We start from the raw sequence: 13,757 nt of genomic DNA on the forward strand, positions 1-13,757 counted from the left end.
GTCGGGGCGGTGGGTCACGGCCGGGCGCGGGCCACCCGCACCGCCCACCAGATCAGTGGCACCTGCAGGGGCACCCGTACGTAGGCGACCGCCCGACGCAGCGGGGGTTGCCGCCGCCAGTCCGCCGCCATCTGCACGTTGGCCGGGAACACCGCCGTGAACAGCCCCGCCGCCGCCAGAGCGCCACGGCGTCGGGTGGCCGGGTGCGCCAGCGCCGCGGCCACCACCAGCTCGGCCACCCCGCTGGCGTACGTCCAGCGGCGGGCGGGGCCGGGCAGCGCCCGGGGCACGATCCGGTCGTACGGGCGGGGCTTCGCGAAGTGGGTGACGCCGGCCAGGGCGAGCAGACCGGCCAGCGCGACGGCCTCGCCGCGACGGGTGCTCATCGGTGGTCCCCCTGTTGCTCGACGGCGCGTTGGACGGCGCGGTAGATCTGCCCGAACCGTAGCGCGTCGGGGGTGCGCAGGAGCAGCACCTCCTGCCCGAGGTGCTGCACCCACAGCTCGTTCACCCGGTTGCCGCGTTCGTAGGAGCGGTCCAGCCAGCCCAGCGGCAGCTCCAGGAAGGGCAGCAGGGCGAGCACCCCGACGGCACAGGCGGCCAGGACGAGCAGGGCCGGTTTCCACTCGCCGCGATCCTGTGCCGACCAGAGCAGTGAGACCACGCAGACCAGCGCGACCAACGGGGGTAGTGAGAGCAGCAGCACCAGCACGCCGCGTCCGAGGATCCGGGACCGGACGGCCATCGTGGTGGCGCCCCGGGCGTGCCAGACGTACGCCACGTCGGCGAGCCGCACGACCTGCCCGCCGGCCCGGATCGACTCGGAGGTCACCTGCACCGTGTCGTCCCGGTAATAGAGGGTCATCACTTACCATAACCGTTCGGCAGCGGTGCGTGCCGGCCTCCGTCGGCCCGGCCGGCGGTCCGTCACAGGCGGAGCAGGCCGCCGTCGACCAGGAATTGGGCACCTGTCACATAGGAGGCGTCATCTGACAGGAGGAACAGGGCCACTGCGGCCACTTCGTCGGAGGTGCCGATCCGGCCCAGGGGTACCCGCTCGAGGAGGCTCGACTCGAACCCGGAGCGTTGTTCCTCGCTCATGAAGTGCCGGAAATTGGTGTCGGTGGCCCCTGGCACGAGGACGTTCGTGCGGATTCCGCGGGGGGCAAGTTCGGCGGCCCAGACCCGTGCCGCGGCGATCTGCGCCGCCTTGGTCGCCGCATAGACGCTGGTCATCGGTGCGCCCTCGTAGGCGGAGGTGGACGACGTCACGACCACCGAGGCACCCTCACTCAGGTAGGGGGACAAGCGGGCTAGCTGGAGTGCGGCGGCGCGCACGTTGACCGCGATCATGGCGTCGAAAAAGTCGGCGTCCGTCTTCTCCAACGGGGCCACCGACGCGAATCCGGCGTTGAGCCACAACCCGTCCAACGGGTTTTCGGCCGCCACGTCAACCAGGTCGTCGACCGATCGTGGGTCCGAAGCGTCGTTGTGTAGCACCCGCGCGGCGGGCAACTCCTGCGCAACCAGCGCCAGACGCCGCTCGTCGGTGCCGGTCAGCGTGACCCGGCCGCCTTCGGCGACGATACGGCGTGCGCCGGACAGACCGATCCCGCTGGTGCCGCCCGTGACGAGCACGTGCTTACCCTCGAACCTTGCCATCGGCACTCTCCCGTCGGTAGGGGTGGACGAGTCACCACGCTACCGACGGGAGAGACGCGAGCAATGCAACTTTTATCGCAGTTCGACCGTGTCGTGGGGAATATACGGCTTCTCCAGCCGCCCGATCTCGTCGTCGTCGAGCTTGAGCCGGACCGCAGCCACCGCGTCGGTCAGATGCCGGGGATCGGTGACCCCGACCACCGCCCCCGACACGGCGGGTCGGGACAGCAACCAGGCGAGGGCGACCTGTGCCATCGAGATGCCCCGGTCGGTGGCGATCTGTGCCACCACGTCCACCACCTGACGGTCGGCTGCTGCTGTCTGGGCATAGAGCCGGTTCTGGACGAGGTCCTTCGTGGTGCGTTCGGTCTCGGTGCCCCATGGGCGGCTCAGCAGGCCTCGGGCCAGAGGCGACCACGGTGTGACGCCGACACCGGAGTCCGCGCAGAACGGCAGCATCTCCCGTTCCTCCTCGCGGTTGAGGAGGTTGTAGTGGTTCTGCATGCTGACGAACGTCGTCCAACCGTGGTGCGCGGCCACGTGCTGGGCCTTGGCGAACTGCCAGGTTCGCATCGACGACGCCCCGAGGTAGCGCACCTTTCCGGCCCTCACCACGTCGTGGAGTGCCTGCATGGTCTCCTCGATCGGGGTGTGGGGATCCCAGCGGTGCACGATGTACAGGTCCACGTAGTCCGTGCCGAGACGCCGAAGGCTCTGGTCGATCTCTGTCATGATCGCCTGCCGGGAAAGCCCGCCGGCCAGCGGACCGTTGTGCATGGGCTCAAAGACCTTGGTCGCGATCACCACCTCCTCGCGTCGGGCGAAATCACGCAGTGCGCGGCCCAGATACTCCTCGCTGGTGCCGAGGGAGTAGATGTTCGCGGTGTCGAAGAAGGTGACCCCGGCCTCCAGGGCGGCCCGGATCAGGCTGCGGCTGCGCTCCTCGGGCAGGGTCCACGGGTGGGCGCCCCGGCCCGGATCGCCGTAGCTCATGCAACCCAGGGCCAGTGGTGACACCCGCAGGCCCGAGTTTCCCAGTCTCACCTGACGCATTGTTTCCTCCTGCTGGCTGAGACGCTCGTCCCGGCGGGCCGCGTCAGCGCGGGGCACCCTGCACGTCGGCCAGGTTGTCCCACGACGTCAGGTGCTCGTCCAAGGGAATGTCGAGGCTGGCCAGGTACATCGCGGTCATCGCGGCGTGCCCGGCCAGGTGCGTCACCTCGGCGATCTCGTTCTGCGAATAGAATTCTCGTAGCGCCTCGAAGGCCGGCGCGCTGGCCCGGTGCTCGTCGATGCACTCGGTGACGTAACGCACCAGGGCCGCCCGACCGACGGGCATCCGGTCGAAGTCGCCTTGCTCGATGGCCTCGATGTCGGCTTCGGTGAGACCGGCCTTGTAGGCCAGGTGCAGATGCAGCAGGCGTTCGAAGGCGCTGTCACGCAACGCGGCCACCCGCAGCACGATCACCTCGCGGTCGAGGTCGCTGAGTAGGCCCCTGGTGAACGAGGCACCCAGCGCCAGGTGCGGCGCGGCCGAACCCCGGGTCAGTAGCAGGGCGCGGGTCAGGTTCGACTGAAACTTGTCGTAGACGTCCCGCTGTTCGGGGGACATGTCCTCGACGGGGGTGAGGGTCACTCGCTGGGTCATCGGATCTACGCTCCTATGCTGCTCGTGTGCTGACCGGACAGCGCTGTTCGGGTGGGGTCACGGGATCGGGATGAGGTGCCTCCGGGCGTACGACAGCTCGGACGGCAGCGTGGACGGTGGTGACGGCCGCTTCGTACGCGGTCTCGCCGACCGGTACGACGGTGAGTAGATGTCCGTCCGGACGGACCACGAGGGCCGTGGCCGACCGGCCCAGCCGTGGCAGCAACGGCCCGGGCGGACGGCCCGCCAGATTCCGGACGGCCACCTCGGGCACAGCCTGCCGCACCCGTTCGGCGAAAGCCGTCCACGGCTCGTAGCGATAGCTGGTTCCCGGCCAGAGCAGTACCGTGAACCGGTCGACGGCGAGTGTCGCGGCGGTGTGGGTGTGCGTCCAACCCAACGGGACGCGCGCACCGGCCCGTAACCGGCGTCCGAGGCCGGGGCCGGGGCCGTAGTGGGTGTCGACCTGCGCGAGCCGCGGCGACATGCCGCGTTCCAGTAGGCCGGTGACCGAGCCGATGCGGTACGCGGTGTCGCGGACGGCGATCTGCCAACGTTTCGAGTACAACCCGATCGTCGCGAGCCGGGTCGAGAAGTTCGACACGGCACGGACGGCGGATCGCCGCTCCGGATCATAGGTGTCCAGCAGTTCGGGCCGGTACCGGTCGCGCAGCACCCCGGCCAGCTTCCAGCCCAGGTTGACGGCGTCCTGTAGGCCGGTGTTGAGTCCCTGCGCGCCGGAGGGACTCATCGCGTGAGCGGCGTCACCGCACAGGAAAACCCGGCCCTTCTGGTACCGCGACGAGGCCCGGACATGTGCGGTGAAGATGCCGCTGAACTTCATCCGCCCGAGCCGGTGGCCGCCCGGGACCCGCTCGTCCAGCAGCTTCTGGAAGAACTCCCGCGGCACGTCGTCGCGGTCGTAGCCGTCCGGAACGCTGGCCCCCACCCGGAACAGGCCCTCACCCAGTGGTGCCACCACCATGTTGCCCGTGCGGGTCAGGTAGTAGGCGGCCTCGCTGCTGCTGCGCTCGCCGATGAGCTCACCGTCGGTGATGGCCAGGCGGGTCCGCAGTGTACGGCCGTCGAAGTCGAAACCGAGACGTTCCCGCACGGTGCTGGCGTGTCCGTCGGCACCGACCACGTAGTCGAAGGACCGACGGTACTCGTGACCGGCCGGGTCGACCAGACGGCAGTGGACCTGCCGGCCGTCCTGGCGCGCGTCGAGGAAACGGTGTTCGTACTCGATGGTTCCGCCCAGCGCGGTGAGATGGTTCTCCAGGATCTGTTCGGTGCGCCACTGGGGGATCGTGATGGCGAACGGGTAGGTGACGCCGGGTAGACGGTCGAACCGCACCAGGCCGATCCGCCGCTTGTCCGAGTAGTAGTTCATCTGGTCGAAGTAGTGTCCGGCCGCCACCAGTTCGGCGCCGACACCGGTACGGTCCAGCAGCTCCAGCACCCGGGGCCAGAGGATCGTCGCCCGTGAGTGCGGGCTGATCCGGCGGGTCCGCGAGATCACCACGGGGCGGATGCCGTGAGCGAGAAGCTCGGCGGCAAGCGCCATGCCGACGGGGCCGGCGCCGACGATGAGCACGTCACCGCGGACAGGTCCCTCCTGCATGTCGGCTCTCCTCTCGGGGGTCGGTCAGGCGCGTACGGGGTCCAGGTGGAGGACCACCTGCGGTGTGGCGAAAGCGCCCCGGATCTGGTCGAGGAACCGGGCGGTGTGCGGCTCCTTCATGTGGGTGTCGATGGCCGCCTGGTCGGCCCATTCCTCGACCAGGACGACGGTGCACGGCTCCTCCTGGGCGTGGAAGACGTCGAAGACCGTGGCTCCCTGCTCCTGGCGGGTCTGGTCGGCGAGTTCCGCGAAGGCTGCCAGGGTCGACTCGAGGCGCTCGGGTTTGACGTCGAAGCGGACGACGATGTGGATGCTCACGCGGTGCTCCTTCGCTGAAGGGGTTGGTGGAGGGGCAGGTCAACCGGATCGACGTCCCAGGCGGCGAGGCTCAGCCGCGGTCGCCGGTCGCCGGGGCCGGAATCCAGGTCGACGACGGCGGCCCGCCCGGTCCCGACCATGCCCGGGGGTTCCTGTCCGGCCAGCAGGTGGCGGCGTACGACGTTGAGCACGCCCCCGTGGGTCACCACCAGGATGTCGCCGGGCGGTGGTGGGGTGGACAGCAGTCGGCCGGTGAATTCGGTGAACCGGCGGCGGACGCTGGCCCCGGTCTCACCGCCGGGCGGCCGGTAGTCCAGCTGGGCGACGAGGCATCGCATCCGGTCGGGGTGCTCGGCGGCGAAGACCCTGCGGGAGAGCCCGTCGATCTCGCCCAGGTGCCGCTCACGCAGGTTCTCGTCGGGCAGCGGACCCAGGCCGAGGGCTGCGCCGAGGACCGCCGCCGTCTGCACGGCGCGTTGTTGCGGCGAGCAGTACACGCCGGTCCAACGGCCAGCCCGCCTGGCGAGCGCGAGTGCGACCTGCCGGATCCGGGCTTCGCCGGCGGCGCTCAGCGGCGGATCGCACTGTCCCTGGAAACGGTCCTCGCCGTTGAGGGCCGTCTCGCCGTGACGGAACAGGACCAGTCGCACGGTTCAGGCCAGGCGGGGCAGCGACTCGAGGATCTCGGCCGCCTCGGCGATCCGGTGCTCCGGCTGGAGGGTGCCCTCGTCGATCTTGACCTTGAGACGCTTCTCCAGGGCGAGGGACATCTCCAGCAACGTGAGCGAGTCGGCGGCGAGTTCCTCGAAGGTGGCGCTCTCCGGGATCTCGGAGCTGGGCATCTCCAGCTTGCCGGCCAGCACCTCTACCAGGACTGCGGTGGTGGTCATCGACGTTCCTTCCTCTGGGGTGTTGCAGCGGTCAACGGGGTGGGTGGTTCACGGTGCGGTGGTGGGGTTTTCGACCGGCGGCAGGTCGGGCCAGACGAGAGTGGCCGAGCCCCACGTGGCGCCGCCGCCGAAGGCGGTGAGGACCACCCGGTCACCGGCCTTCAGCCGGCCCTGGAGGCATCCGTCGGCCAGGGCGAGCGGAATGGAGGCGGCGGAGGTGTTCCCGACGCGGTCCAGGTGGATCAGGGCCTTCTCGGGTGGTAGGTCGAGCTGCTCCGCCACGGCCGTCAGGATTCGCACGTTCGCCTGGTGGCCCACCAGCCAGTCGACCTGCTCGACGGACCAGCCACTGGCACCGAGGGCGGCGCGCGTGGAGTCACTCATCCGGCGTACGGCGGCGGAGAAGACGGCCCGGCCGTCCATCTGGAAGTACTGCGCGTCCGGCTCGGGTTCCCGGGCCGACGTGCGCTGCTCGGCGCCGCCGCCCGGAACCGTGATCAGGTCGGCCAGGCTACCGTCGCTACCCAGATCAAAGTGCAGGATGCCCGCCTGGTGCGGGCCGGCCGCGTTCGGGTGGGCGCTGACGACCACGGCACCGGCACCGTCACCGAAGATGGCGGCCGTCGTCCGGTCCTGCGGATTGAGCAGCGTGGTGAAGGACTCCGCACCGATGACCAGGGCTGTCCTGGCCTGTCCGGCGACCAGGGCTGCGGCGGCGGTGTAGAGGGCGTAGACGAAGCCGGAGCAGACTGCGGCCACGTCGAAGGCCGGCACGGTGCCCAGGCCGAGCCGTGCCGCCACCGTCGGCGCCGTGGCGGGGCATGGCCGGTCGGGTGTCGTGGTGGCCAGGACCACCAGGTCCGCGTCCGTGGTGCCGGCGTTCTTCAGTGCTCGGGCACCAGCCTCCACGGCCAGATCGCTGGTGGTGGTTCCCGGTTCCACCACATGGCGTCGGGTGATGCCGGTACGGGTGCGAATCCACTCGTCGGTCGTGTCGAGCTGGCGGGCAAGATCATCGTTGGTCATCACGCGAGGTGGCAAGCTGGCGCCGATACCCGTGATGACTGCGGTGGGAGCCACGGCGTTTCCTTTCCGGTACGTCGTCGGTCAGGGACGGTTGCTGTCAGGCAGTTGGTGGGTGACCGAGCAGGTGACCTGGATGCCCGCGAGTTCGCCCACCACGTCCGCGATGCGCCAGCGGTGACCGCCCTTGCTGAGCAGGTCGACGTTCGTCAGCCGGGTGCTGGCCCAGACGGGCGCGTGGCCCTGGGCCGTCGGGCGGTTCCGGACGATCCGGGTCTGCCGCATCCAGAGGTTGTTGGTGACGTCCCGGCTGAACCGGTCGTGCGCGTAGAGCAGCACCTGGCCCAGCTGCAGGGCGGTGACGAACGCGTCGAACAGGGTGACGGCGGGCAGGTACCCGCCTTCGAGGCCGGTGCGGGACGGCGGTCGCGTGGCACCCAGCCGTACGTTGCCCGAGATCGCCAGGGCGTCAAGGTCGGCGTGGATCCCGTCGATGGACAGTCGACGCTCGGCGAAGCCGTCCACGTACAACCCGTCCGTGGGCGGCACGGCGGACGGGGTGTGGTGGCGGCCGGCCTGAGCTGCGGGATGCTCGACCTCGATGTCCGTGCGCATGGTCCCGATGGCGACCTCGAAGACCGACCGCACGGCTCCGGACCGGCCGGGCTCCTCGACCGGCCGGGGTGTCCCGCGGCGGGTGCACCGTACGTCGATCCGGCCGAGCTGCTCGACCGGACGGGCTCCCGCCCTTATCCGTACCGACCGTACGAACGCGGCTGGTAGGGCGCTCACCGGCACACCGGAGGCGACGAGCGCCTGTTCCGTGGTGCGCGCGGCGACCACGAGCGCGTCGATGGTGCTCAGGTGCGGTGCCCGGCGCTGGCCGTCCTTGCGGGACCAGTCGACCGGATAGCTGATCATCAGGGCGGCCCGACCGGTGAGGGTGCCGTCGGAGAGGCTGAACGTGGCGTCGTTCAGGGCGTAGCGGACCCGTTGGTAGCCGGTGGCGAAGAACCGGCCGGCGGCGGGACCGAGTGCGTCGTCGATGGTGTCGAGGCGCAGGATCCTGGGGTAGGTCGTGGTGGCGACTTGCGTGGTCATGGCTGCCTCCAGGGGGTGTGTGCGGCGGCTGCCCGCCGGATGCTGCACGTCAGCAGGGCGGTGCAGACTCGGCGTTCCCGTTCGTCTTCGATGGCGATCTCGTACGTCCCGACGGCCTGGTGCTCGTGCAGGGCGCGGGCGGTGCCGGTGAGCACGCCGTGGGAGACCCAGCGGTGGTGGCTGCAGGAGAGGTCCAGACCGACGGCGTTGCCGCCCGGACCGGCGGCCATGTAGGCGGCCAACGAGCCGAGGGTCTCGGCGAACACGGCGTTGGCGCCGCCGTGCAGTACGCCGAACGGCTGGCGGTTGCCCACGACCGGCATGGTCCCGATCACCAGTCCCTGCTCGGCCCGCACGATCTGGATGCCGAGCCGGTCGACGAGTTGCTCGCTGCGGTAGTCGTCGTGCACCGCGACCGGCCCGAGGCTGGTCGTCCCCCCGCTCATCGGACCTGGGTCATGCACTCGGCGGTACGGTCGTCGTAGGAATCCGTGATCGTCTGTGGGCGTGCCGGCGCGGGGGCGGCCGGGACGAGGTCGACGTCCGCGACGGGCCTCCGCCGGGCGGCGATGCGCCGGCTCAGTGCGAGGTAGGCCCAGAGCAGGACGGCCGAGAGGACCGCGGCGCCGAGGAGCGCGACGGAGAGGCTGGCCGTGTAGTCGGCCGCGTGTCCCGGTTCGCCGGCCGCGACGCGCTCGGCCACGGCCGGGTCGGGCAGGCGTCGTGCGACGAGCGTGCTGATGGTCGCGCCGAACGCGGCGACGAACAGGGCCTCGGCGCCGATGCGCAGCAGGTTGAACAGGCCCGCGGCGGTTCCGGCGCGCTCGGCCGGCACTGCGGCCAGTGCCTCGCCGTCGACGAAACCCAGCGGCAGACCGAAGCCGAGTCCGCACAGCAGCATCGGCACCACGGCGAGCCACGGCGAGGCCTCCGGCCGGACCGTGAGCAGGCCGAGGGGGCCGAGCACGAGGCAGAGCAGCGCGATCGCAGCCGTGCGACCCGGGGTGATCCGGGGGAAGCGGGCGGTGACGTAGTGCACGATCAGCGGGGAGAGGAAGACCGGTCCGGTCATGACCATCATCAGCGCTCCGGAGGAGGCGGTGCTCCAGCCGTGCACCGCCTCGAAGGCGCTGGGCAGATACGTGATCAGGGCGACGAACCCGATGGCACCGGCGACCGGAACGAGTGCCATGCGCATGAACGGCTCGTTGCGCAGGATGGACAGGTCCAGCAGCGGGCCGGACTCGATGCTCTCGTGCTTCCCGGGCGGCAGGGCGGGGGAGCCGGCCAGGGCCAGCAGCATCAGTGCCGCGTGCAGCACGAACACGCCCCGCCAGCCCACCAGGCCGACCGTCGCACCCGCGATCATGGGGCCGGAGGCCAGGCCGAAGCCGGATACCGCACCGAAGGCGGTGAAGGCCCTGGTCCGCGCCGTCCCACTGTAGGTGTGCGAGATGATGGTGGCGGAGCCGGTCAGCACGGATGCGGCCCCGATCCCGGCGATCACCCGGGCGATGTCGAGCATCAGCAGGCTGTCGGCCATGCTGCTCAGCACCGAACCGGTGAACATCAGCGCCATGCCGGCCTGCAGGGCGCGGCGGTAGCCCACCCGGTCGGACAGGCGTCCCCACACGATCGTGAAGAGCGCAAAGCAGATGTTGAACCCGTTCACCACGAACTGCAGGCTCTCCGGCTGTGAGCCCAGGTCGCGGGCGATGGCCGGCAGGGCGACGGCGGTTCCGGCGAGGGACAACGGCAGCACGAACTGGGCGCCGATGGTCACCGGGAGGACCAAGGGACTGGGGCGGCTGGTGGGTGTCAAGGTGTCGGCTGGCATTACCCCCCCTTTCAGGGATCGTCGGTCAACGGGCAGGTTTTTGGAGCTGAGTGGGGTATGAGTCGCCGCGCGGCCACGATCCGATGAGGAGGTCCGGCTGTCTGCGGCTCAGCCGTTCTCCGGATCTGGATGTGGTGGCCCAGATCGGCTGTGGCGAGGTCAGGGCTTGGTGGAGCGGTAGCGCGGTGCGATGTGGCCCTACGACGGGCCGAGGTTTCACGCCCTGACGAAACTCACCCTAGCGAGGTCCGACGCAGAAACAAACCTTTGGGAAGGTTTTTTTTGCCGGAGTCTTCCTCCGCCGTACACAAAGGATGGTGCTGGGGCGGGTTCGGCCTGGTCAGGGCGGCGGTCGGCCCCGGCGGGGCCTCACCGGCAGGGCAGGGGAAGGCGCAGCGCCTCGTCGTGATCGGGCATGGTTTCGGGACTTCCGTCCTGCCGGAAGCCGGGTTCTGCCGGGTGGGGAGAACGCGCGACCACGGCCGGTCCCCGGCGCGCGGTGGTCGTGTTCGCCGCGCCACGGCGCGCCGACCGATCGAGCCCGCCGTCCACAGTGGTGCGGGCGGGCTCGGCGGCCGGTACCCGGTGGCCTGGCGTGCTCAGCCGGCCACCGGGGCGCGATACCACGACTCTGGCCGGAACAACCGTCGGTCGACGGGACCCGAAGCGGTGCCGGTGACCAGGCTCAGGCGTATCAAGGGCTACCAGCTTCGGCGATGCGTGGCGTGCGTCCGCACCCAGGCCGCCGCGCCAGCCTCCGGATCGAGCATGGGATGGCGTACGGCGGTCAGCACGTCACGCCATCGCCGCTGGAGCGCCCCACCCACGACACCACCCGTCCCGGCTGCGGCCCACAGCGCATCGACCGCCTCCCGGCAGAGCTGGGCCGCGAACGGAACGGTCAGGCGGTTCAGCCCGCTCTCCAACGGTCCGACCTCGCCGTTGTCGGCCCGGGCCGCCGCCTGCCGCATCAGCAGTCCGGCCGTCTCCACCCGGGCGGCGGCGGCACCGAGCGCCCGTTGCGAGGTCGAGCCCGGGGCGGGCGGTTCGCCCGCCACAGCTTCGTGCACCGCGGACCGGGCGGACCCCCACACCGGTGCGGCGAACAACAGGGAGGCGACCAGCGGGTACGGCACCGAATGGCAGCGGGCCGCCGACGGGGAGGACGGGCGTGTCAGGTCGTCGAGGGTGAAGGTGCGGTGTGCGGGCACGGTGACGGCGCGCACGACGACCGTGTGACTGCCAGTGCCGCGCAGGCCGAGCGCGTCCCAGGTGACCTCCACGGTGACCTCGGCGGTGGGGACGGCGAACACCCGGTGTTCGTTCTCCCCCGTCAGCGCGGCCAGGAGCACCCACTCGGCCCACTCGATGCCACTGGCGTATCGCCAGGTGCCGTCCAGACGCCAGCCGCCCGGCTGTGGTGTGGCCACGCCCTGAGGTGGCATCACCGAGGCGGCGATCAGTACGTCCGGCGACGATCCCCAGACGTCGTGACGGCCGGCCGCCGGCAGGTAGGCGGCCAGCCGGCCGTGCGCGGCGAACAGCGTCGCGCACCACGCGACCGAGGTGCAGGAGCCGGCCAGGGTGGCCGAGGCGCTCACCAGCTCACCGAATCCCCCTGCGGTGCCGCCCCACTCGGCTGGCACGAAGTGACGGGCGAACCGGGCCGCGCGTACGCCCTCCATGACGTCAGCACACAGGCGACCCGTGGAGTCCGCCCCGGCGGCCGTGGCGGCGGCACGCACCAGCAGGTTGTCCGGGGCGGTCAGCACGGACCCGGTCCGTCGACCGTGGCCTCCAGCAGGATCCTCCCGTGCTGTTCGGCGGTGAATCCCTGTTGCCGGCGCCGGATCAGGACGGGGGCGTCGAGCTCCGCGAACCGGCGGAACCGCGCCTCCACGATGGTGGCGGCCCGTCCTGGATCGCCGTCCCTGCACGCGGCGAAGGCCTGGCGCACGCCCTCCAGCAGCACCATGCCAGGAACGTGATCGCTGGGGTGATCGAACAGGACGGGATGGGCGGGATCCGGACGCAGTAGCCATGGCCCGGACTCGGGGCCGGCCAGCACGACGTCGCGGGGTCGCCGCCGGCCGACCCGGGTGGCCGAGAGCCGGTCGCCCGGTACGGCCGGCGTGGCTGGGCCGTCGGGGATCACCGCAGCACCGGTGGGCCACCGTACGTCGTGATAGCGGCCAGCTTCCATCGTGTGCCAGGTGACCCGCGCCCGTGCGAGGGTCCGTCCGGCGACCTGGATCCACGCCGTCATGGCGGTCCGGGTTCGCCCCGGATCTCGCCCGTCGTGCCGGCAGTGGGCGACGACCTCCACCGGCAGCCGGCCACCCGCGGTGTGTGCGCCGTCCTGCACCTCGACATGGAGCGAGCCGAGCACGAACATGTGATCATGAGGAATGCCGAGGCGTTCGTGAGCGATGAGGATGCCTGTCTGCCGGATCGTCTCGGCGACCAGCAACGGATCGATCTGGCCGTACCGATCCGGGTGATACAGGGGATGGTCGGCCGGCCATGACGCGGGCACCAGGTACTGGTCCGCTCCGAGTCGTCGTGACCGTCCCTTCAGGAGCACCGCCTCGACCCGGCGCTTGTGGACCGCGGTGGAGGGCAGGCCGGATACCCGGTGCCGCCGGATCGTGGGCAGGGCGGCGGGACGCGAGCGGGACATGGATGCATCTCGAAGCATCAGAGATTCTCCCGGTCGTAGCGCCGGGCGGCAGGCATCCGTGGCATGCCGCCTCGGCGCGGGGCTACTGGGTGCTCTGATAAAAATACCTACGCAACGGTATGTTGCAAGAGGGGTCGACGACCCGCGGATAGGACCTGAACCGCGACGGCGAGGCCCATCAGTGAGAAGAGGTATGCGATGAACGATCAGTGGAGGTCTTCGCGACGGTCCGCCAGGAAGCCGCGTCAGATGCACGCGCCCCGCCAGGACCGGGCGGTGCGCACCCACGGGCTGCTGCTCGGTGCGGCCGCCGGCCTCTTCGCCGAGCGAGGATTCCGGAACACCTCCCTGCAGGACGTCGCCGAAGCGATCGACATGACCAAGGGTGCCGTGTACTTCTACTTCCCCAACAAGGAGTCCCTGGCGCGGGCGGTCGTCGAGGAGCACTACGCCCGCTGGCCGAAGATGCTGGAGGAGGTCTCCAGCCAGGGTCTCGATCCGTTCGCGACCATGATCGCCATGCTCGACCGAGCCGCGCTCGCCTTCCGCGACGACGTCATCATTCGGGCGGGAGCGCGGCTGCAGATCGAACGCGACCTCATCGACGTGGAACTGCCGACCCCCTATCTCGGCTGGACCACACTTCTCACCGACCTGCTCGAGGCCGCCGCGCGCGAGGGTCAACTGGCCGCCGGGGTCGACCCGGCACGGGTCGCCCGGGTGCTGGTGGCGACGTTCTTCGGCGTCCAGCACATCTCCGAGCAGCTGCACCATCGGAAGGACCTGCTCGAGCGGTGGGGCGAGGCCGGTCAGCTCCTGCTGTCGTCGATCGTGGCCACACCAGGTCAGAACATCGTCGAATCATGACGAGACGATCGATCTGCATCGACTCGGGGCAAGCTGGTGGACCGTGTCCGCGCGGCGGGTCGCCCCGTTCGTGGCCGGTCCGCAACCGCTGCGGCGTTCCCGAGACC

Annotated in this window: 16 protein-coding genes; 1 reads left to right on the plus strand and 15 read right to left on the minus strand. The window is 70.5% G+C overall.

The window, feature by feature from the left end; all coding sequences use genetic code 11:
* Positions 1-14: 14 nt before the first annotated feature.
* The 15 genes from ACQP1S_RS06620 to ACQP1S_RS06690 all read right to left on the minus strand — a co-directional run bounded on the left by ACQP1S_RS06620 (position 15) and on the right by ACQP1S_RS06690 (position 12,801).
* Positions 15-386 (minus strand): DoxX family protein, encoded by a 372-nt coding sequence (locus tag ACQP1S_RS06620; protein WP_432904196.1) that lies wholly within the window; start codon positions 384-386, stop codon positions 15-17.
* A complete protein-coding gene (locus tag ACQP1S_RS06625) occupies positions 383-865 on the minus strand; it encodes a DUF6232 family protein (protein WP_432904198.1) in 483 nt (160 codons plus the stop codon). Before ACQP1S_RS06625 ends, ACQP1S_RS06620 begins: the two co-directional genes overlap by 4 nt.
* A gap of 62 nt (positions 866-927) precedes the next feature.
* Positions 928-1,662 carry an SDR family oxidoreductase gene (locus tag ACQP1S_RS06630; RefSeq protein ID WP_432904201.1) on the minus strand — a complete coding sequence of 245 codons (735 nt, stop codon included), beginning with the start codon at positions 1,660-1,662 and terminating at the stop codon, positions 928-930.
* Between the two features lie 72 nt (positions 1,663-1,734).
* Complete coding sequence (locus ACQP1S_RS06635; RefSeq protein ID WP_432904203.1) at positions 1,735-2,715, minus strand: aldo/keto reductase; 981 nt, start codon at positions 2,713-2,715, stop codon at positions 1,735-1,737.
* Between the two features lie 43 nt (positions 2,716-2,758).
* Entirely contained in the window at positions 2,759-3,310 is a 552-nt protein-coding gene (locus tag ACQP1S_RS06640; RefSeq protein ID WP_432904206.1) for a carboxymuconolactone decarboxylase family protein, read from the minus strand.
* 13 nt (positions 3,311-3,323) lie between these two features.
* Positions 3,324-4,934 carry an FAD-dependent monooxygenase gene (locus tag ACQP1S_RS06645; protein ID WP_432904209.1) on the minus strand — a complete coding sequence of 537 codons (1,611 nt, stop codon included), beginning with the start codon at positions 4,932-4,934 and terminating at the stop codon, positions 3,324-3,326.
* 24 nt (positions 4,935-4,958) lie between these two features.
* Positions 4,959-5,252, minus strand: coding sequence for a putative quinol monooxygenase (locus tag ACQP1S_RS06650; protein WP_432904212.1), 294 nt, complete (start codon positions 5,250-5,252; stop codon positions 4,959-4,961).
* A complete protein-coding gene (locus ACQP1S_RS06655) occupies positions 5,249-5,902 on the minus strand; it encodes a histidine phosphatase family protein (RefSeq protein ID WP_432904215.1) in 654 nt (217 codons plus the stop codon). Before ACQP1S_RS06655 ends, ACQP1S_RS06650 begins: the two co-directional genes overlap by 4 nt.
* A 3-nt stretch (positions 5,903-5,905) precedes the next feature.
* On the minus strand, positions 5,906-6,142 hold the full coding sequence (locus tag ACQP1S_RS06660) for an acyl carrier protein (RefSeq protein ID WP_282271663.1): 237 nt from the start codon (positions 6,140-6,142) through the stop codon (positions 5,906-5,908).
* A gap of 48 nt (positions 6,143-6,190) precedes the next feature.
* Positions 6,191-7,168: a beta-ketoacyl-ACP synthase III gene (locus tag ACQP1S_RS06665; protein WP_432904219.1), complete on the minus strand. Its 978-nt coding sequence runs from the start codon at positions 7,166-7,168 to the stop codon at positions 6,191-6,193.
* 81 nt (positions 7,169-7,249) lie between these two features.
* A complete protein-coding gene (locus tag ACQP1S_RS06670) occupies positions 7,250-8,266 on the minus strand; it encodes an AvrD family protein (RefSeq protein ID WP_432904222.1) in 1,017 nt (338 codons plus the stop codon).
* Entirely contained in the window at positions 8,263-8,712 is a 450-nt protein-coding gene (locus tag ACQP1S_RS06675) for a hotdog fold thioesterase (protein WP_432904224.1), read from the minus strand. Before ACQP1S_RS06675 ends, ACQP1S_RS06670 begins: the two co-directional genes overlap by 4 nt.
* Entirely contained in the window at positions 8,709-10,049 is a 1,341-nt protein-coding gene (locus ACQP1S_RS06680) for an MFS transporter (protein WP_432904227.1), read from the minus strand. Before ACQP1S_RS06680 ends, ACQP1S_RS06675 begins: the two co-directional genes overlap by 4 nt.
* A gap of 755 nt (positions 10,050-10,804) precedes the next feature.
* The gene (locus ACQP1S_RS06685; protein ID WP_432904230.1) at positions 10,805-11,875 is read right to left on the minus strand and encodes a hydrolase; all 1,071 of its coding nucleotides are present in this window, start codon (positions 11,873-11,875) and stop codon (positions 10,805-10,807) included.
* Positions 11,869-12,801 (minus strand): ScbA/BarX family gamma-butyrolactone biosynthesis protein, encoded by a 933-nt coding sequence (locus tag ACQP1S_RS06690; RefSeq protein WP_432904233.1) that lies wholly within the window; start codon positions 12,799-12,801, stop codon positions 11,869-11,871. Before ACQP1S_RS06690 ends, ACQP1S_RS06685 begins: the two co-directional genes overlap by 7 nt.
* A 231-nt stretch (positions 12,802-13,032) precedes the next feature.
* On the opposite strand from ACQP1S_RS06690, the gene ACQP1S_RS06695 reads away from it, so the two are divergent.
* A complete protein-coding gene (locus ACQP1S_RS06695; protein WP_432904236.1) occupies positions 13,033-13,650 on the plus strand; it encodes a ScbR family autoregulator-binding transcription factor in 618 nt (205 codons plus the stop codon).
* Positions 13,651-13,757: the final 107 nt, after the last annotated feature.

The sequence above is a fragment of the Micromonospora matsumotoense genome (assembly GCF_050951065.1).
GTDB lineage: Bacteria > Actinomycetota > Actinomycetes > Mycobacteriales > Micromonosporaceae > Micromonospora > Micromonospora matsumotoensis.

Excerpts from the sequence above, each read along its gene's own strand:
- ACQP1S_RS06620 (WP_432904196.1), bottom strand. The coding sequence starts at position 386 with ATGAGCACCCGTCGCGGCGAGGCCGTCGCGCTGGCCGGTCTGCTCGCC.
- ACQP1S_RS06625 (WP_432904198.1), bottom strand. The coding sequence starts at position 865 with ATGACCCTCTATTACCGGGACGACACGGTGCAGGTGACCTCCGAGTCG.
- ACQP1S_RS06630 (WP_432904201.1), bottom strand. The coding sequence starts at position 1,662 with ATGGCAAGGTTCGAGGGTAAGCACGTGCTCGTCACGGGCGGCACCAGC.
- ACQP1S_RS06635 (WP_432904203.1), bottom strand. The coding sequence starts at position 2,715 with ATGCGTCAGGTGAGACTGGGAAACTCGGGCCTGCGGGTGTCACCACTG.
- ACQP1S_RS06640 (WP_432904206.1), bottom strand. The coding sequence starts at position 3,310 with ATGACCCAGCGAGTGACCCTCACCCCCGTCGAGGACATGTCCCCCGAA.
- ACQP1S_RS06645 (WP_432904209.1), bottom strand. The coding sequence starts at position 4,934 with ATGCAGGAGGGACCTGTCCGCGGTGACGTGCTCATCGTCGGCGCCGGC.
- ACQP1S_RS06660 (WP_282271663.1), bottom strand. The coding sequence starts at position 6,142 with ATGACCACCACCGCAGTCCTGGTAGAGGTGCTGGCCGGCAAGCTGGAG.
- ACQP1S_RS06665 (WP_432904219.1), bottom strand. The coding sequence starts at position 7,168 with ATGACCAACGATGATCTTGCCCGCCAGCTCGACACGACCGACGAGTGG.
- ACQP1S_RS06670 (WP_432904222.1), bottom strand. The coding sequence starts at position 8,266 with ATGACCACGCAAGTCGCCACCACGACCTACCCCAGGATCCTGCGCCTC.
- ACQP1S_RS06675 (WP_432904224.1), bottom strand. The coding sequence starts at position 8,712 with ATGAGCGGGGGGACGACCAGCCTCGGGCCGGTCGCGGTGCACGACGAC.
- ACQP1S_RS06690 (WP_432904233.1), bottom strand. The coding sequence starts at position 12,801 with ATGCTTCGAGATGCATCCATGTCCCGCTCGCGTCCCGCCGCCCTGCCC.
- ACQP1S_RS06695 (WP_432904236.1), top strand. The coding sequence starts at position 13,033 with ATGCACGCGCCCCGCCAGGACCGGGCGGTGCGCACCCACGGGCTGCTG.